Genomic DNA, 19,141 nt, shown 5'->3' on the forward strand with positions numbered 1-19,141 from the left:
TTAATAAATAGAACTATTGCTTAGCGCATTATAAAGCGAAAGAATATGAGCGAAGAGGTTAAGAAATTTAAAATAACGATAGACGGACAGACTGCTGAAGTTTTGCCTGGAACTTCCATTTTGGAAGCAGCAAGACAAATCGGTGGAAAATCTGTACCACCAGCAATGTGCTATTACAGCAAATTGGAAGCCAGTGGAGGAAGATGTAGAACATGTTTGGTAGAGGTTTCTAAAGGCTCGGAAGCAGATCCGCGACCGATGCCGAAATTGGTAGCAAGCTGCAGAACGAATGTAATGGACGGAATGGAGGTGAAAAATCTTTCTTCCGATAAAGCACAGGAAGGTCGTAAAGCCGTTACTGAATTTTTGTTGGTGAATCACCCTTTAGATTGTCCGGTTTGCGATCAGGCAGGAGAATGTCATCTTCAGGATTTAGGTTACGAACACGGAAATCTTGAAACAAGAACGGAATTTAAGAGAAATACTTACGAAGCAGACGATTTAGGCCCACACATCAAGTTAAATATGAACCGTTGTATCTTGTGCGCAAGATGCGTTTTGGCGGCGAATCAATTGACTGGTGAGCGTGAGCACGGAATTTTGTTCAGAGGAGATCATGCTGAAATTTCTACTTATTTAAATAAAGCTTTAGATAATGACTTCATCGGAAACGTAATCGACGTTTGTCCTGTTGGAGCATTAACTGACAGAACTGCACGTTTTGCAAGCAGAGTTTGGTTTACAAAGCCAATGAATGCTTCTTGTAAATGTGATAAATGTTCTGGAAAAGCTACTGTTTACATGAAAGGTGACGAGATTGTAAGAGTTACTGCAAGAAAAGATCAGTGGGGAGAAGTTGAAGAATTTATCTGTGACACTTGTCGTTTTGAAAGAAAAAATTTATCCGACTGGAACATTGAAGGTCCGAGACATATTGACAGACATTCAGTTATTTCATTGAACCATTACGAGAAACCTAAAGACGAATTGAGAGTTTTAGACAATCCGATGGCGAAAGAAATCAGTGAAAAAGACGAAAAATAATTTTAAAGACATCAGATTTCAGATATTAGATAACAGATTTAATCTAGCCTCTAATTTCTAACATCTAATTTCTAATATCTAAAATAAAAAATGGATTTACTTACATTTAAATTAATACTTGTACTAGCGCTTTTCCTGTTATCATTGACGATAGCCGCCTACTCTACCTGGGCAGAAAGAAAAGTGGCGGCAATCATGCAGGACAGAATCGGACCTAACAGATCTGGACCATTCGGTTTGCTGCAGCCTCTTGCAGATGGTGGAAAATTTTTCTTTAAAGAAGATTTTACTCCGCAAAATGCAGAAAGATTCCTTTTTGTATTGGGACCTGCATTGGTGATGTTTATTTCATTGATTACCGGAGCGGTGATTCCTTGGGGTAAAACTTTGAATATTGGTGGTGAATCTTTCGATTTACAGGTTGCTAATATTGATGTAGGTGTACTATTCATTATCGGTATGGCTTCTATCGGAGTTTACGGAATTATGATTGGAGGCTGGGCTTCCAACAATAAGTATTCATTATTGGGTGCAATCCGTGCTTCTTCGCAGATGATTTCTTACGAATTGGCGATGGGTCTTGCGTTACTTTCTATCATCATGATGTCAGGAAGTTTAGATTTAAAAGTAATTACTGAGACTCAGACTTCAGGGAAAATCTGGGGTCTTTTTGAGATAGACGGATTAAACTGGAATATACTTTACCAACCTTTAGCATTTTTAATTTTCTTTGTATCGGCTTTGGCAGAAACCAACCGTCACCCTTTCGATTTACCAGAATGTGAATCTGAATTGGTAACAGGATATTCAACAGAATATTCTTCAATGAAGTTAGGATTGTATATGTTTGGTGAATATGTAAACATGTTTATTTCAAATGCATTTATCGTTGTTCTTTTCTTCGGAGGTTACAATTATCCTGGAATTGAGTGGGTAACTCAGAACTGGGGAGAAAATGCAGCGGGAATTTTAAGTATTGTAGCATTTTTAACGAAAACTATAGTCGGAATTTTGATCTTTATGTGGATCAGATGGACATTACCAAGATTCAGATACGACCAATTGATGCACTTAGGATGGAAAACATTGATTCCGTTGGCATTGGTCAACTTGATGATTACAGGAGCTGTAATTTTAGCTTTTGGAAATTAAATAAATTGAATATAAATTAAGATAACGGGCAAGATTGGTCTAAAATCTAATGTCTAACATCTAATATCTATAAATAAATGAAACTTACAAACAGATCAAAAGTTGTTTCGAATAAAGAAATGACCTTTTCTGAGAAAATCTACCTTCCGGCGATTTTCAAGGGAATGGGGATTACTTTTAAGCATGCTGTGAGAACCGTTGTAAAACGTGCTCCGAATGTTTATTCTTATCCGGAAGTACAAAAACCGAGAGCAGATATCTGGAGAGGTCAGCACGTTCTGAAAAGAGATGAAGAAGGCAGAGAAAGATGTACAGCTTGTGGTTTGTGTGCGGTGGCATGTCCTGCCGAAGCAATTACAATGACGGCTTCAGAAAGAACAAGAGAAGAAAAAGATCTTTACAGAGAAGAAAAATATGCGTCAGTATATGAAATCAATATGTTGAGATGTATTTTCTGCGGTATGTGTGAAGAGGCTTGTCCGAAATCTGCAATTTATCTTACAGACCGTTTGGTAGATGTAGAAACCAACAGAGGTTCTTTCATTTATGGAAAAGATAAATTGGTTGAAAAAATTAATGAAAGGATTGACATCACAGAAAGACAGTCCGAGAAACAAAAAAATGCGGTAAAATAATGGATCAGTTTTTATTTTTCTTGGTGGCGTTTTTAGCAGTGTCAAGTGCGGTTTACTTCGTATTTGCGAGAAATCCTCTCTACGCTATTCTGTCATTAATTGTTACAATGTTTTCAATTGCCGGAATGTACATTCTTCTGAATGCTCAGTTTTTGGCCATCATACAGATCATCGTTTACGCAGGTGCAATCATGGTTTTATTCCTTTATATCTTAATGATGCTTAACCTTAATAAAGAAGACGAAAGTAAGAAGAACAATACTTTAAAGTTTGTTGGAGTTTTTACAGCAGGTCTTTTATTAATTGGGGTTTTAGGTGTTTTCAGAGGAGTTCAGGAGCAACATGTAGTCGTAGAAAACGTAGACAAAGGTGTTGGTCTTACAAAGAATCTGGGAAGACTTTTATTCAACGAATATGTTTTGCCGTTTGAGCTTGCTTCCATCCTGATTTTAGCAGGGATTGTAGGTGCGGTATTAATCGGTAAAAAGATTTATAAATTATGGGAGAAGTAAATACTTTTATGCAAAGCGTCCCTTTGGAATACTTCATCATCCTGTCGTCAGTATTATTCTGTCTTGGGGTTTTGGGAGTATTGCTTAGAAAAAACGCGATTGTAATTTTGGGTTGTGTGGAGCTTATGCTTAATTCTGTAAACCTTTTGCTGGCTGCATTTTCAGCGTACAACGGGAACAGTGACGGACAACTTTTAGTTTTCTTCATTATGGTGGTTGCTGCTGCAGAAGTTGCTGTAGGTTTGGCAATTATTGCGATGCTATATAGAAATACCCGTTCTGTAGATGTAAGTATATTTAATAAATTAAGAGGATAAAGAATGGAGAATTTAGTCTATGCAATAATACTTTTACCACTTTTAGGTTTTCTTATTAACGGTTTATTCGGAAAAAATCTTCCAAAAATAGTGGTTGGTTCTCTAGCTACAGCAATGGTTTTTATTCCGTTCTGTATTGCAGTAAGCATTTTCATGAATTTCGATTCTGAAAGCCAGCCCGTAATCGTAAGAGCTTTTGAATGGTTCAGAGTCAACGGAATTCAAATCAACTTCGGTTTCCAGATTGATCAGCTATCATTAATGATGGTCATGATTATCACAGGAATCGGATCTTTGATTCACCTCTACTCTATCGGATATATGAGTCATGATAAAGGTTTCTATAAGTTTTTTACTTATTTAAATTTATTTATCTTCTCAATGTTACTTTTGGTAATGGGAAGCAACTACTTAATCTTATTCATCGGATGGGAAGGTGTAGGTTTGTGTTCTTATTTACTAATCGGTTTCTGGTACACGAACGAAGAATATGGGAAAGCAGCAAGAAAAGCTTTCATCATGAATAGAATTGGTGACCTTGCTTTGTTAATCGGTATCTTTATGATTGCTTCTCAGACAAATGCTGTTGATTACTTAACGGTTGCTCAAAACGCAGGGAAATTTGAATTAGACGGAACCATCATTATATTTATCACAGCGAGTTTATTTATTGGTGCTACAGGAAAATCTGCTCAGGTTCCTTTATATACATGGTTACCAGACGCAATGGCAGGTCCGACTCCCGTTTCTGCCTTGATTCACGCTGCGACGATGGTAACGGCAGGTATTTATTTGGTAGTGAGATCTAATTTCTTATTTACTTTAGCTCCAACCGTACAAGACGGAATTTTATTAATCGGATTCTTAACTGCAGCATTAGCAGGGTTCTATGCACTTCGTCAGAACGACATCAAAAAAGTATTGGCATACTCTACAGTTTCACAGCTTGGTTTCATGTTCATTGCTTTAGGTTTGGGAGCTTATACAACAGCAATGTTCCACGTAATGACGCACGCTTTCTTTAAAGCTTTGTTATTCTTAGGTGCAGGTTCTGTCATTCACGCAATGAGCAACGAACAGGATATGCGTTTCATGGGAGGTTTGAAAAAATACATTCCTATCACTCACGCAACTTTCCTGATTGGAACTTTAGCCATCTCGGGATTCCCTTTATTATCAGGGATGATTTCAAAAGACGAAATTTTAGTAGCAGCTTATGCTAAAAACCCAATTTACTGGGTAATGCTATTTATCTTAGCAGCTGTTACTGCAACCTATATGTTCAGACTATACTACTTAACTTTCCATGGAGATTTCAGAGGTACAGAAGAGCAGAAACATCATTTACACGAAAGTCCTACAAGTATGACTTTACCATTAATTGTTTTGGCAATCCTTTCAGTGGTTGGAGGTTTCATTAACCTTCCTCACTTTATCGGTCACGGTCATTATGCTAAATTAATGGAATGGCTGAAACCGGTATTAACACCGGAAAGCTTTAAGCAAATGGAAACTACCCTTACAGGCGTAGCAGAAAGCACTGAATTTATTCTTTTAGGAGCAACTGTTGCAATGTTTTTTGCCGTTTGGCTTATCGTGAAAAATACTTATGTAAATAAGAAAAAAAGAGCTATCGCTGAAGACGATTATACAGGATGGGAAAAACTTTCTGCTAAGAAACTGTACGTTGACGAACTTTACAATGCATTGATTGTAAAAACCGTTGAAGGACTGGGACGTGGCGGAAAAATGTTTGACAAAGGCGTTCTGGATCGTTTTGTAGACTACATCGGAGAAGGCGCTGAAGACAGCGGAAGATCGATGAAGCGTATACAGAACGGAAATGTAGAAAACTACATTCTGATCATGTCTTTAGCTGTGGGAATTATACTGATTGTTAACTTTATATTACAATAATGTCTTATTTACTATTAACATTATTACTTTTACCTCTAGTAGGTTCGGGATTGGTCTTTGCATGGAAGAATACTTCCAGCAAATACCTGGCATTAGGAATTGCTTTGGTTCAAATGCTGCTTACATTTTACGTTGTTTCGGATTTTGATTTTAATCCAACCGTAGACAGCGTATTGCAGTACGAGATCAACTATCCTTGGTCACAGTTTATAAAAAGTAACCTTCATTTCGGAATTGACGGGATGAGCTTGCTTCTTTTGTTGCTGACCAATATTTTGATGCCGATCATTATTTTATCATCTTTTAACGAAAATGTAAGTTATAAAAATTCTTTCTACGGTCTGATTTTGCTGATGCAGTTCGGATTGGTTGGTGTTTTCACCGCTTTAGACGGATTGTTGTTCTACATTTTCTGGGAAGTAACTTTGATTCCGATCTGGTTTATCGCCGCACTTTGGGGTCAGGAAAACAAAAGACTGGAGTTCACAACAAAATTCTTCGTGTATACATTCGTAGGATCATTGTTTATGTTGGCAGGTTTAATCTACGTTTACACACATTCAGCATCATTTGCTTTGACGGATTTGTATAATGCAGACCTTGGCGAGACTCAGCAAATTGTTGTTTTCTGGTTTATTTTCTTTGCATTTGCAGTAAAACTTCCGGTTTTCCCTTTCCATACTTGGCAGCCGGATACTTATACCTACTCTCCTACTCAGGGATCGATGTTGTTATCAGGGATTATGCTTAAAATGGCGATCTATGGTGTACTTCGTTATCTTCTTCCAATTACGCCAACCGCAATCTTCGGAATTTCCGGACAGATTGTAATTATTTTAGCGATTGTAGGAATTGTTCACGGAGCATTGATTGCGATTATCCAGACTGATATGAAGAGAATCATTGCATATTCTTCTTTCTCTCACGTTGGATTGATGGTGGCAGGTATTTTCTCATCAGCAGTGCTTACTTTAAGAGGAACATTTACGATTGAAGGAGCGGAAGGAGCTTTGGTACAGACATTTGCTCACGGTATTAACGTGGCAGGTTTATTCTTCTGTGCTGATATTTTATACAAAAGATTTAAATCAAGAGACATCAGACAGATGGGAGGTTTGGCGAAAGTTGCTCCGAAGTTTGCCGTTTTGTTTCTGATTATCATATTAGGTTCAATGGGCGTTCCATTGACGAATGGTTTTATCGGAGAATTTATTTTGATTAAATCGATTTTTGATTTTAACGTATTGGCTTCAGTTATCGCTGGTCTTACCGTTATTCTTTGTGCAGTGTATCTGTTGAGATTCTACGGAAAAGCAATGTTCGGACAGGGAGACGATGCAGTCTTAAGCACAGCAAAAGATTTATCAGCAGTAGAATTTTCGGTATTGGCAAGTATTGCAGTATTTGTAATTGTATTGGGAGTTTTTCCTCAGCCGGTCATTGATATGGTAAGTAGTTCACTGAAGTTTATTTATACTTCAATGATTAACTAAAATTTAAATAGTAAAAGATTAAAGAATTAAGAGGTAAAAAGTAAAAAGAGCAGGGTAAAAAGTTCAACATTGAACTGAAAACTTTAAACTAAAAAACTTTAAACCTTCTCATCTCAAATATAAATTATGAGTGTTTTAATTATTGTTTTCCTAACTGCAGTTGCTGCGTTATTTTCGGGAGTTTTTGAGCATGGAAAATTCGCAAGATACATTGGGATTTTTGGATTAATCATTGCCTTGTATGTGAGCTTTTTACCGGAAGCTTCATTCTTTGAGCAGTACAGACACATGTATGAATTCAGCGCAAATGCAGCTTTATTCACAAAGATTTCTATTGTAACGACTTTACTGTTATTCTTTCTGGGAGGTTTTGCATTCAGCAATCACAGAAGCCATCAGTCAGAATTGTATGCATTAATGTTGTTTGCGCTTTGTGGCGGAATCATCCTTTTCGGTTTCCAAAACTTAGTGACTTTATTCTTAGGGGTTGAGATTCTTTCTATTCCGTTGTACGTAATGGCGGGAGCGAACAAGACAGATTTAAGATCAAACGAAGCTTCTATTAAATATTTCCTGATGGGTGCATTTGCGACAGGTTTTCTGTTGTTTGGTATTGCATTTATCTACGGAAGTACAGGAACTTTCGATTTATATAGAATTCAGGAATTCACCATCACGAATCCTAAAAATATCATGTTGATTTTAGGAGTGATCCTAATGCTTTGTGCAATGTCATTCAAAGTTGCTTTGGCCCCGTTCCACATGTGGAGTCCTGATGTTTACGCTGGTTCGCCTTCATTGATTACGGCTTTCATGGCAAGTGTTGTTAAAATCTCAGGTTTCTTTGCTTTGTTCAGATTAATGACTATCGGATTCTCTGGCGTAACCGCTGAATGGATTAATATTCTTGGAGTTTTCTTGATTATCACTTTGGTTCTTGCCAATGTAATGGGACTTGCACAAACCAATGCAAAAAGAATGTTGGCATACTCGTCAGTTTCTCATGCAGGATATATCGGTTTGGTTTTCTTCGGCATGAATGCGCTTTCTACATATACTTTAGCATTCTACTTATTCGCCTACTCTCTTTCTACCGTTGGAGTTTTTATGTGTCTGATCTGGGTAGAAAAAGTGAAAAGAGAAACTTCTTTCGGAGCTTTCAAAGGATTGGCAAAAACAGAACCTTTACTGGCTGTTGTTGCAACCATCTCTTTATTATCAATGGCGGGAATTCCTTTGACGGCAGGGTTTATGGGTAAATTCTCATTGTTTGCTCAGGCGTTGACAAAAGATGACAACACCTTCCTGGTAATCGTAGCAGTTTTAGGGTCGGCAATTTCAATTGCTTATTATTTAAGACTGATTATTGCGATGTTCTTCTTTAAAGAAACCACTTTCAAAACTTCAGAAAAAGTAACGGTTACTTATAATATCGTTGCAGTAGCGATTATCGTATCGTTGGTTGCTTTAGGAGTTTTCCCTGATTTGTTTGCAAAACAGTTCGGATTATAAAATAAGATTTACATTATATACTATAAAACCTTCCAATTAAGTGGAAGGTTTTTTTATGACATTACTACTTGTCTTTTTTGCTCTAACAGATATAATGCTTATATCATTATTCACATCGCTTACTTTATCATTTGCATTGCCTATCTCATCAAAGACATCGCTTACTTTATCGGTCACATCTCTTACATTATGAAAGACAATGACAATATTATCGCTCACATTGCTAATTCTATCAAAGCAATCGGTTATTTTATGAATACCATCAGTCGTTTTATGAAAGAGACCGCTTAAATATTAACCACCTTTGATTACTTTAAACTCGATCCCGTTAATTTGTTTGTATTGCGGGCTTGAAGCACCGAAGATACTTTTCACATACTGCTTTATTTCTTTGGAAGTTTGCACCAATCCTGAAAGCGGATTGTACAAAAACTGATTTCTTTCAAGCATTGCATTGCTGTACTGTGTGTAAGAGTCTATCAGTTCCTGGTTTTTGGTCTGCATATCAGAAAGTTTGTCTTGCAGTGACTTTACTTTCAAATGATTCTCATTAGGATTGTAAGATGAGCTCTGTACCAAAATCTCAATGATCGACGAAAAATGTTCTACCATTTTATCATACGACTGCTGAGAGGTAGAGATTGTTTTTGCTGTCTCAGGCTGTGAATCTTCTGCTGAAGCCGATGCCTTTTTTGCCGTTGTCCCCTGCAGTTTTTTGTTCATATTTTTCAAATTATTAATCCCTAGCTGTTCTACTCCCGCCACAGAAAATGCGTTTGAGATTTTTGTAGAAAGAGGCTTAAGGTCTGAAAAAGAATTTCTCCTGCTGTTAGTTGCATTGTCAAATGAAGTTTTTTGGGTAATTGTAGCATTCATTTTTTCCTGTGCTTGCTGTAAAAGCATTTGCAACTGAGGAATTTTAAGGGATTCTTTGGAGGGATTGTAAACTTCTCCGAAGCCTGTACAAAAGGAAATAAGTGACTGAAAGTTGGCTACATTTTTAGCATGACCAGTTTCACTGACAGATTTTTTAATGGGTGTTGTCATATTGTGTTTCATTTATAATTGTAAAACAAATTTAAAAAATATTTGAAATAAACGAAATAAATGGATAAAAATTACATGAAACTGATATTTCTAGGATAATTTACTTTTGGTTTTTACATATAAATGATCTTGAGGTGTTAAAACGGAGATGCTTCGACTACGCTCAGCATGACAGTTTTTATACTACGTGTTTTTTTATCTAATTAATTTTTAAAACATTAGGCATTTTAGAAATTTTAGAATTTTAAGGGACGAGATGCTTCGGCTGCGCTCAACATGACAGAGGCTATAATTCGTGAGTAAATAATAAGATTTAATAAGATTAAGCGTACTTAAAATTTATCTGATGAAAGCGTAAGTTTAAACAGTTATTTGGCTGAAAATTAAAATAAATTTCACGATTTTAAAAAATATTTTTATATTCGCATCAGATTTTAACGAAAAAATATAAAAGCGTAAGCTATCATATTGGTTAAAGAAAACCGCGAACTTTCTTAAAAAGACCAAATTTTGATAGGCTTACGCCCATGTTCCTAAATGGGCGCGGGCGTAGTCTTTCTGGTCTTTGGGTTCTTCGCGGTACCTCTTTAACTGATTGGCTACTGCTCTGCGCCTTTCTTATTTTCGGAAATTAGTAAAAGTCAATTAAAATAATACGTCACCTTCTGTCGCATTAGATATTGATATTTGCTCTAAAGAATTTAAAAACAATAAATGATATGAAAAAACATCAGAAATTAAATTATAATCAATATTTACTTCTTTTAAGGTTTTCCCTATAGCAGGAGTTCAATATATTTTTATCTTAGCAAAAAATAACTTAAAATAAAAACATAAATCATGAAAAAACTCTACACGAGTGCAGTTCTACTATGCACTGTCACAGTGTTGTATGCTCAGGATGTGGTATGGCAAAAAGATATTAAATCTTCTACTCAGGATTTTCTTTCGCAAGTCACCACAACAATCGATCAGCAATACCTCATTACAGGAAGTTCTATTCAATCGAAAAAACTTACTTCCGAAAACAAACAAAATAACGGTTACGATTTTCATATCGTTAAATTGAATCAACAAGGTGAAGAAGTCTGGGAAAAATATTTCTCGGGACAAAACCATGATTTTCTCTCGGCAACGGTCACTACTCAGGAAGGTGGTTTTCTGTTGGCTGGAACTTCTTACTCCGGAAAAGGTTTGGATAAAAAGGATGATGCTAACGGCGGCTCAGATATCTGGTTGGTAAGAATCAACGAGTTTGGTGACGAGCTGTGGCAGAAAACTTTGGGAACTTTACAGGATGAGGAAGCCAGAGCGGTGGTTCAGACTACTGACTTTGGATTTTTTGTTGCAGGGAATGTACAGAATGCACCGAAAGGTTTTGGGTCTAAAGATGTCCTGATCTCAAGAATCGATAAGAACGGAAAAGAACTATCTCAGATTATTTTAGGAGGAAAAGGATTAGATGAAGTGGAGAAGATGATTCCAACTATTGATGGCGGTGCTTTGCTCGGAATTTATTCTAGAAGTAATGTTGGCGGTTCAAAGAAAACCGAAAACTTCGGGGAAGGAGATTTTTGGGTGGTGAAGCTGAGCAAAGACGGAAAAGTAGAATGGGAAAAGAACTTTGGAGGTAAAGGAGATGATCACTTAAGAACTCTTGCAATGACTTCCACAGGATTTATCGTTGGCGGAGAATCGAGATCAGAGAGATCCGGAAATAAATCTGTGGGCATTGAAGAAGGTACTGATATATGGTTGATTTCTCTAAATGATCGAGGTGAAGAACTTTGGCAGAAATCTTACAATTTTAAGAACAGAGATGTTCTGATGGGGATGAATGTGATAAAAACCGGAGACGATAAAAGCTCGAAAGGAATTTTGCTTGGCGGTTATACTCAGGCAGAAGGGAGAATAGAATCTGATGATGAAACATTTTGGATGCTTTATTTAAATTCTGAAGGCAACGAGCAATGGAGAAAGCATGTGAAGGGTGAATCCAGAAAAAAGAGGAAAGATTATCTGACATTAAATTAAACAGAGACGGTTCGATTATTTTGGCAGGAACGAGTGCTGAAGAGTTAGGAAAAGAGAACTGGAAAATCGTAAAGCTAGGTGACAAACAACTGGATCAATTGATTGAAAAACTTGACATTAAGATTTATCCGAATCCTGTTTCTGAGTACTGTTATGTGGAGATTGGGTTTGAATTCAAGGAAGCGGATATTACGTTGTATGATATGGGCGGAAGGCAGCTACAAAGTCTTAAAACCAAAAATAAGGTGACTAAAATCAATACTCAGAATTTGATTCAAGGGGCTTATTTGGTGACTATAAAAACTGATACGAATAAAACGGCGAATGCTAAAATCATTAAAAAATAAAACACAAAATATATGAATAAATTAAATTGTCTTATCGTATTCCTGCTGACATTTTTTTCAGGCTCCCTGTTTTCGCAAGTCGCAGATGGAAGTTATGTTTCAGCACCGTCCGCATCATCGGTAGCCAGTTTTATTGATGCTCCGATTGCTTTATCTACAGGTGTTCCAGATATTACGGCACCTTTCTTTTCCTTATCAACAAGAAATTCTGAAGTAGGCTTAAATATAGGGATCTCTTACCATCCCAATAATTCCGGCAAAAAACAAAGGGCTTCAGATGTAGGAGCCGGATGGTCACTGTATGGATCAACATGTATCATCTACAGAGAAACAGCGACCTTTGGACAGCCAACAGATTTCTATAACTATAATTTTCTGGGTAAAAACGGTAAATTTTTATTAAAAACAAGTGATTCAGGAGGAAAATATATTATTCCTCTAACGCAAAGTAAACTCAGGATATCCTACAATGAAACCGAGAATAGCTTTCAGATCATTGACGAATCAGGAAATACCTATTTTTTTGACGTCAAGGATATGGCTGTTTATAATAACACTGGATACACCTCATGCTATTATCTTTCTAAAGTGAAAGATGTGCTTCAAAATGATCTCTTACTTTTCAATTACCGTATAGAAACCTATATGATCCCAGGTGGAAGTAATCAATATGTCACCAGTTTTAAGCTTATTAAAGTAACTTCTCCAGATATCGGATCTTTAGATTTTAACTATGATTTTAATACTGCACTTTTTAATAAGATGTCAGATCCTTTTCAGCTTCACACTGTAGAATTGAAAAGCAAAGCCGGGAAAACAATCCAGAAATATACGCTACAAAACGAATTGTGGCCATATACCTATCATGACACCAATATCTCATCATGCGGACCGGACAGCTGGGACAATTCATTATATGAAAAAAGAGTTCTCCGCTCTGTCAGAAAATATGGTAATTCTACGGATTTTGAACAGACCTCTTTTGAGTATAAAACCACCCCGTTTGATGAGAACTACTGGGCATATTTAAAATGTCAGTGTATGTATAATGAACCAGACAATCCAAAATATTGGGGGATAGGCTTACTAAACACCATTCAATATCCTACAGGAGGAAAAACAAGGTATGAATTTGAACCCAATGCTTATTTTGTAAAAAAAACGCATGTATTACCCTCCCTAGGCTCATTTAGTACAGATGCCTATATCACACCTTATCTTTTAGAAGACCGCGATGCGCAAATTCTGGAGGATATAGGAACTTTCAGCTTCGACAGTCATAATGCGAATACCGGTACTTTCCAGTTGAGTGCCAATCCTGATGATGCACAGGGCAACAGCTATTTGCTGTATTGTGTGAATGTTGATGTACTTTATACCGATGGTCCTATATGGGGTCCGGGGATAACTCCTACTGCTGATGTGAAATTGATTTCCGGAGGATATGACAATTGGGGGAATGAAATATTTGTACCCGGTACAAATACATTTCAAGTATTGGGAACTGGCGGAGCAGGAACTGTGAATGTAAAAAGAATCCGCTATAAATCTCTTCCACTTCCTAATTATACTACAGGAAATGGGGTAAGAATCAAAAAAATAGAATTTCTTGCGAATGATGTTGTGGTAGATTCTGAAACACGTTCTTACTCGTATCAGAAATTTAACGATAATACCTTAACCAGCGGGATTTATCACGGATTGATTGATAATGATCCCATTGTTTACAGGAATGTAAAAGAAACTATAGGTCAGAATAAAGGATATGTAAAATATTATTTTAAAACATTTGAAGATAGTCCTGATAATCTAGATGCAGAAGGAAATCTGATCAGCAAAATGCATTACAATCTCCTGAGAAATGGGTTACTTGATAAAAAAGAAATTTTTGATGCTGCCAATACCATGGTCGCAAAAGAAGAAAATATATATGAGTTTCAACCGATAGGAGGTCTTTATCAGATAGATGCATCTACAATTGGAAGCTACAACAAAAACTCGGTGATTACAAAACAGACCAATATTTCAACATCTTTTATAGGATCTGATGCAATATCTGCTACCACAGAATCTGTACGCCGTCCTCTGGATCTGAATATCATGAGCAAAAAAAATATTACTGCAGAGGGAGACATTATTGAAGAAAAATATACGTATCCACGCGACGGATCTATAAGACTGTGGATGGTAGGAATCAAAGATCATCTGTTGACCACCGAAACTAAGAAAAACGGAGTAATCCTTTCCAAAAGCCAGACTCTATATGATGATACCGCCCATTACTATCCTACTTCACAGTTGGGCTATCTTCCGGATGATCTCACCAAAACTGTTAAAAATACCATTTACGACATCTACGATGACAAAGGAAATATGGTACAGTACAGAACATTTCCGGACGCAACAGACTCTGCAGGATTTCCGGTGACGATGATCTGGGGATATCACAAAACCATGCCGATTGCCAAAATAGAGGGAGCAAAGCTTTCAGATATCCCTTCATATCTTATTGATGCTATTGTGAATGCATCGAATGCTGATGCCGACGCATTGCCTGCAACAGAAGCAGCAAAAGAGAATGATCTGATCGCTGCGCTGAACACTTTCAGAAATGATACTGCATTGAAGAGCTTTATCATCACTGGATATACGTATGACCCACTGGTGGGAATGACGACCATGATCTCTCCGGGAGGACTGACCGAGAAATACAGATACGATTCTTTCAACAGACTGCAGAAAGTGATCAATACCAATGGAGTTACCGTAAAAGAATACAAATACAATTATAAAAACTAATGATGAAAAAATATAAAAACATAATCAGACCGGGAAAACTGAAAGTGAGCAGGTTTCTTCTGATGTTTGCCTTGGGCTTTCCGTTTTTTGGAACTGCCCAAACAACCCCTACCCCTTCAGAAAATTATACCTATACCAAAATTTATCTGTCTGAAGACGGGAGTAAAAAGTCTGAATCGGTACAGTATTTTGATGAGTTGGGAAGACCTAAACAGAGTGTGCAGGTAAAGGCCACTCCTCTCGGTCAGGATCTTGTCGTTCCTGTTGTCTACGATCAATTGGGGAGGCAGACGCAAAGCATTCTGCCTGTCCCGATGCCTACGGCAAATCTTGGAATACAGGCAGTATCCGAAAATACAGCCAATACCTATTACGGAGTAGCCAATGCTTATTCTTTGCAGAAGCTGGAAGCCTCTCCTCTCGCAAGACCTCTTGAAGTTGCCCATCCCGGAGCCGAATGGGCAATGGGATCCGGACATACCCAGAAAATCGACTACGCACTCAACAAAAATGCAGATCAGGTAAAGAAATATGCCGTTACCCATTCGTGGCAAAGTGCTACAGCCGTTTCTTCTCTTTCTGCCGTTTCGTTGTACAGCGAAAAGGTGCTGACTAAAAATACCGCAACAGATGAAGACGGAAACAAGACCATTGAGTTTAAAAACAGTCTCGGACAAACCGTTCTTGTAAGAAAAGTAATGACTGCTTCTCAAAATGCAGACACTTACTATATCTATAACGATTACGGTAATCTGGTCTATGTGATCTCTCCGAAAGCAGAGATGCTGATCTCTAACGGTGGAAATACGGTAACCCAGCAGATTCTGGATGATCTCTGCTACCAATACAAATATGATAACAGAGCAAGACTGGTAGAAAAGAAGCTTCCCGGAAAAGGATGGGAATATATGGTCTACGATAAGCAAAACAGACTGGTACTTTCTCAGGATGCAATATTGAGAACGACCAACAATAGCTTCAATGCCAAAGGCTGGATGTTTACCAAATATGACCGTTTCGGAAGAGTGGTGTATACAGGATTCTTCTCCAATACCGGCAGTAGAGCAGCGATGCAGAATGCAATTAACAGTATGACTGCGAACTTTGGAAACAATGAAGAAAAAAGCACTACTGCGATCACGCAAAATGGTATGGATGTTTACTATACCAAAAATGCTTTTCCTACAGGCAGTATGACGATTATGAGTGTCAATTATTATGACACGTACCCTGCATACAGCTTCAATCCTGCATTTCCTTCAGCTATTTACGGCAAATCTGTATTGACCGATCAGTCTTCTGCCAATGTAAGCACCCGCACTTTACCAGTGATGAAACTGGTAAAAAATATTGAAGACAATGGCTGGACCAAAGGCTATGTGTACTACGACAATCAGGCAAGAGCCATCGGAAGTCATTCGATCAATCATTTGGGCGGTTATACCCGTACCGAATCTGATCTTGATTTTGCGGGGATGCTTCTTCAGTCTAAAACTTTTCATAAAAGGCTCGGCTCTGATGCAGAAAAGATCATTACACAAACGTTCACCTACGATCATCAGAACAGATTGTTGGTACATAAACACAAAGTCGATAACAATGCGGAAGAAATTCTTACTCAGAATGATTATAATGAGCTTTCTCAGTTGAGAAGCAAAAAAGTGGGCGGTAAAATTGTAGGAAACGGTCTTCAAAATGTAGATTATACCTACAACATCAGAGGCTGGATGACGCAGATCAATGATCCTGCAAATCTGGGCGGTGATCTCTTCGGGTACAAAATCAAGTACAATCAGGTAGAAGGTCTTGAAACACCCGACACGTCTGATCCTACGCTGAAAGTACTCCCGAAGTACAACGGTAATATTGCGGAAGTTGACTGGAAAACAGGGGTTACAGCCAACGAATCCCTGAAAAGATACGGCTATGTGTATGATAATATGAACCGCCTTTCGGCAGGATTTTATCAGAATTCTACCAATCCTTCACTGAGGGAATATTTTGAGAAAGCAACGTATGATATCAATGGAAATATCAATACGATGAAAAGAACTGCCCAAAAAATGGGTGGCACTGCCTTATTGATTGACAATCTTTCTTATCAGTATGAAAACTCCGGTGCGAGCAACCGTCTTCAGAAAATATCTGAAAACGTGACCCTAAATTATGGTTATCCTTATCAGGCTGCGCCTACCGATATAGGATATGATGCGAACGGAAATACAACCACTTTTCCTGATAAAGGGATTTCTTCCATTCAATATAATTATTTAGATTTGCCGAAAAATATTATCCAAAACTCTGAAGTAACGAATTATACTTACAGAGCAGACGGAGTAAAAGTGAAGAAGCTCTTTAATGGTTTAGAAACAGATTATCTGGACGGTTTTCAGTATAAATTTACCCATACATGGGAAGTTCCTTCGGGAACAATGACGAATGATGAGATAAAACTGAGAATCATCCCCACATCGGAAGGATATTTTGATGCTTTGAGGAATGCTTATTTTTACAATTATACCGATCATTTGGGGAATGTAAGATTAAGCTACAGCGATAGAGACGAAAACGGAGAAGTGACAGGTGATATTGTAGTTAACAATTGTGTCGATACTCCCGACGGACAGTTTTGCAACAATTACATTATCTCGGGAGAAGCAGAAGGGGTTACCAACTACTATCCTTTCGGAATGATGCACAATAGTGAGTATAACACGTCTGACAATGCTTATCAAAACAAGTACAATGGTAAGGAATTGCAGGAGACCGGAATGTATGATTATGGTGCAAGAATGTATATGTCTGATATTGGAAGATGGGGAGTAGTAGATCCATTGGCAGAAGCTGCAACACATTTATCTCCTTATCATTACGGGAATAATAATCCGTTGATGTTTAACGATCCTACCGGAATGCTCTCAATGTCTGTATTAAACAATCTGATGGGTTCAGCTTCCGGAACAACATGGTACAATACGGGAATCGGCTTTACAAGTGATGCAGGAGGCTCTATGGATTATGATGGTAACAAAATAAGTTGGGGTTCAGACTATACAGATATGCTTATGATGAGTGTAGGTTTGGGACCAATGGGTAGTGGTGGTGGTGATGTTGCCGGTGAGAGATTATTAGCTCCGCTTGTCATCAATCTACCTGAAAGCTATAAAGGAAATAAAGCTCTAACTATGATTTCCTTTAGTATGGGATTCCAGCAGCATCTTTCTACTCATTTAGGAATTTGGCAACAAGGTTTTGATTCGATGGCATGGGTAAGAAATGACGGACCTGTAAAGATGATTGGAGGAATGGGAGATCCTTCAGGAATTTTTGATGTAGGAGGACAAATTATAAGCAACTGGGAGCCTGAAAATCAACATTTGGCAATGGCGGCTGGTATTATTGCTGCTATAACGTTGAAAAAACCAGGATTAGCTCTTAAAGAAGAAAGTAGCTTATGGAAAGTAGGAGCTTATAAAGAAATACAAGGACTAGAGAGAGGATTGGATGCGCATCATGTTGGACAAACTGCTATTATGAGTAAACTTGTGGAAGGTTACAAACGCAGTACCGCTCCATCTATTCTAGTTCCAAAACTAGGACATACTGGAGGTACTGGAATTGTCTCTCGATCAACAAAGGGATTTACCAGCGCACGTCAAGTATTGGCGAGAGATATTTTTGAATTGAGAAGAGTTTATGGTATTGATGGAATACCCAATAGTGCTCTTCAAGAATTAATCCAAATGAATAAAACAATGTACCCAGGAGCTTTTATAAAATAATCTTATGAATAATCAAGAATTAATAGAAAAAACATATTTAGAAGCAACGAAAGGAATAAAAGAAGATTGGTTTTTCAGTGATATACCATATTGGTACAGTTATGTAGTAAACCTATCTAAACATCTTCAAGTAACATATTTAACTGTGGTATTGGAAAATCAAGTATTAAATGGTGGGTTTCATCAATACTTTGCAAATTCTTACGGACAGTTTGCAAAGGAAACAATAGATGCTTTAATTGAAATAGGTGCTTTTAAAAATCAAATCTCTTAGATAAAGCTTTAAAAATTGTGCAAGACAAAAATATGGCTGATGAAGAATTTAGAAAAGTATTAATGAATAAAACCCTTAAGAAATTGTTTATTGAAGATGATTTGTTTGATCCATTAGAAGAATTGGATGATATCTATTTTGATATTGAAGACGAAGATATTGCTGATTTATTAGGAGTATATTTATTTAAATAAATCAAAATAAGATAAATGTGTTTAAACAATTAGTACCTGAAGTAGGTAATGTATCAGAGGTTAGTGATGAGAAAATTTATGT

Annotated in this window: 15 protein-coding genes; 14 read left to right on the top strand and 1 reads right to left on the bottom strand. The window is 37.3% G+C overall.

Annotation, left to right across the window (positions count from 1 at the left end; translation table 11 throughout):
- Positions 1–45: 45 nt before the first annotated feature.
- The 8 genes from EAG08_RS07035 (at position 46) to EAG08_RS07070 (ending at position 8,582) form a co-directional block, all read left to right on the top strand.
- On the top strand, positions 46–1,044 hold the full coding sequence (locus EAG08_RS07035; RefSeq protein ID WP_129534831.1) for a 2Fe-2S iron-sulfur cluster-binding protein: 999 nt from the start codon (positions 46–48) through the stop codon (positions 1,042–1,044).
- 90 nt (positions 1,045–1,134) lie between these two features.
- The gene (gene nuoH, locus EAG08_RS07040; RefSeq protein WP_129534832.1) at positions 1,135–2,196 is read left to right on the top strand and encodes an NADH-quinone oxidoreductase subunit NuoH; all 1,062 of its coding nucleotides are present in this window, start codon (positions 1,135–1,137) and stop codon (positions 2,194–2,196) included.
- A gap of 77 nt (positions 2,197–2,273) precedes the next feature.
- On the top strand, positions 2,274–2,831 hold the full coding sequence (locus EAG08_RS07045) for a NuoI/complex I 23 kDa subunit family protein (protein ID WP_076452809.1): 558 nt from the start codon (positions 2,274–2,276) through the stop codon (positions 2,829–2,831).
- On the top strand, positions 2,831–3,343 hold the full coding sequence (locus EAG08_RS07050) for an NADH-quinone oxidoreductase subunit J (RefSeq protein WP_129534833.1): 513 nt from the start codon (positions 2,831–2,833) through the stop codon (positions 3,341–3,343). The genes EAG08_RS07045 and EAG08_RS07050 overlap by 1 nt, the downstream gene beginning before the upstream one ends.
- Positions 3,331–3,660 (top strand): NADH-quinone oxidoreductase subunit NuoK, encoded by a 330-nt coding sequence (gene nuoK, locus EAG08_RS07055; RefSeq protein ID WP_047447237.1) that lies wholly within the window; start codon positions 3,331–3,333, stop codon positions 3,658–3,660. Before EAG08_RS07050 ends, nuoK begins: the two co-directional genes overlap by 13 nt.
- Before the next feature lie 3 nt (positions 3,661–3,663).
- Positions 3,664–5,577, top strand: coding sequence for an NADH-quinone oxidoreductase subunit L (nuoL, locus tag EAG08_RS07060; RefSeq protein ID WP_129534834.1), 1,914 nt, complete (start codon positions 3,664–3,666; stop codon positions 5,575–5,577).
- On the top strand, positions 5,577–7,070 hold the full coding sequence (locus tag EAG08_RS07065; protein ID WP_129534835.1) for a NuoM family protein: 1,494 nt from the start codon (positions 5,577–5,579) through the stop codon (positions 7,068–7,070). Before nuoL ends, EAG08_RS07065 begins: the two co-directional genes overlap by 1 nt.
- 126 nt (positions 7,071–7,196) lie before the next feature.
- Entirely contained in the window at positions 7,197–8,582 is a 1,386-nt protein-coding gene (locus tag EAG08_RS07070; protein ID WP_129534836.1) for an NADH-quinone oxidoreductase subunit N, read from the top strand.
- Positions 8,583–8,876: 294 nt separating this feature from the next.
- Here the strand turns inward: EAG08_RS07070 and EAG08_RS07075 are convergent, their stop codons facing one another.
- Complete coding sequence (locus EAG08_RS07075; protein WP_129534837.1) at positions 8,877–9,629, bottom strand: hypothetical protein; 753 nt, start codon at positions 9,627–9,629, stop codon at positions 8,877–8,879.
- A gap of 840 nt (positions 9,630–10,469) precedes the next feature.
- Here EAG08_RS07075 and EAG08_RS07080 point away from each other — a divergent pair.
- Genes EAG08_RS07080 through EAG08_RS21330 form a run of 6 tightly spaced genes read left to right on the top strand, consistent with a single transcriptional unit; the run spans position 10,470 to position 19,059 of the window.
- Positions 10,470–11,663: a T9SS C-terminal target domain-containing protein gene (locus tag EAG08_RS07080; RefSeq protein ID WP_228446809.1), complete on the top strand. Its 1,194-nt coding sequence runs from the start codon at positions 10,470–10,472 to the stop codon at positions 11,661–11,663.
- A gap of 20 nt (positions 11,664–11,683) precedes the next feature.
- On the top strand, positions 11,684–12,010 hold the full coding sequence (locus EAG08_RS21935; RefSeq protein WP_228446810.1) for a T9SS type A sorting domain-containing protein: 327 nt from the start codon (positions 11,684–11,686) through the stop codon (positions 12,008–12,010).
- A 12-nt stretch (positions 12,011–12,022) separates the two neighbouring features.
- The gene (locus EAG08_RS07085; RefSeq protein WP_129534838.1) at positions 12,023–14,809 is read left to right on the top strand and encodes a hypothetical protein; all 2,787 of its coding nucleotides are present in this window, start codon (positions 12,023–12,025) and stop codon (positions 14,807–14,809) included.
- On the top strand, positions 14,809–18,591 hold the full coding sequence (locus EAG08_RS07090) for a DUF6443 domain-containing protein (RefSeq protein ID WP_129534839.1): 3,783 nt from the start codon (positions 14,809–14,811) through the stop codon (positions 18,589–18,591). The genes EAG08_RS07085 and EAG08_RS07090 overlap by 1 nt, the downstream gene beginning before the upstream one ends.
- A gap of 4 nt (positions 18,592–18,595) precedes the next feature.
- The gene (locus EAG08_RS07095; RefSeq protein WP_129534840.1) at positions 18,596–18,865 is read left to right on the top strand and encodes a DUF4375 domain-containing protein; all 270 of its coding nucleotides are present in this window, start codon (positions 18,596–18,598) and stop codon (positions 18,863–18,865) included.
- 32 nt (positions 18,866–18,897) lie between these two features.
- A complete protein-coding gene (locus tag EAG08_RS21330; RefSeq protein ID WP_164998539.1) occupies positions 18,898–19,059 on the top strand; it encodes a hypothetical protein in 162 nt (53 codons plus the stop codon).
- The last annotated feature ends 82 nt before the right edge of the window (positions 19,060–19,141 follow it).

This window comes from Chryseobacterium sp. 3008163 (assembly GCF_003669035.1).
GTDB lineage: Bacteria > Bacteroidota > Bacteroidia > Flavobacteriales > Weeksellaceae > Chryseobacterium.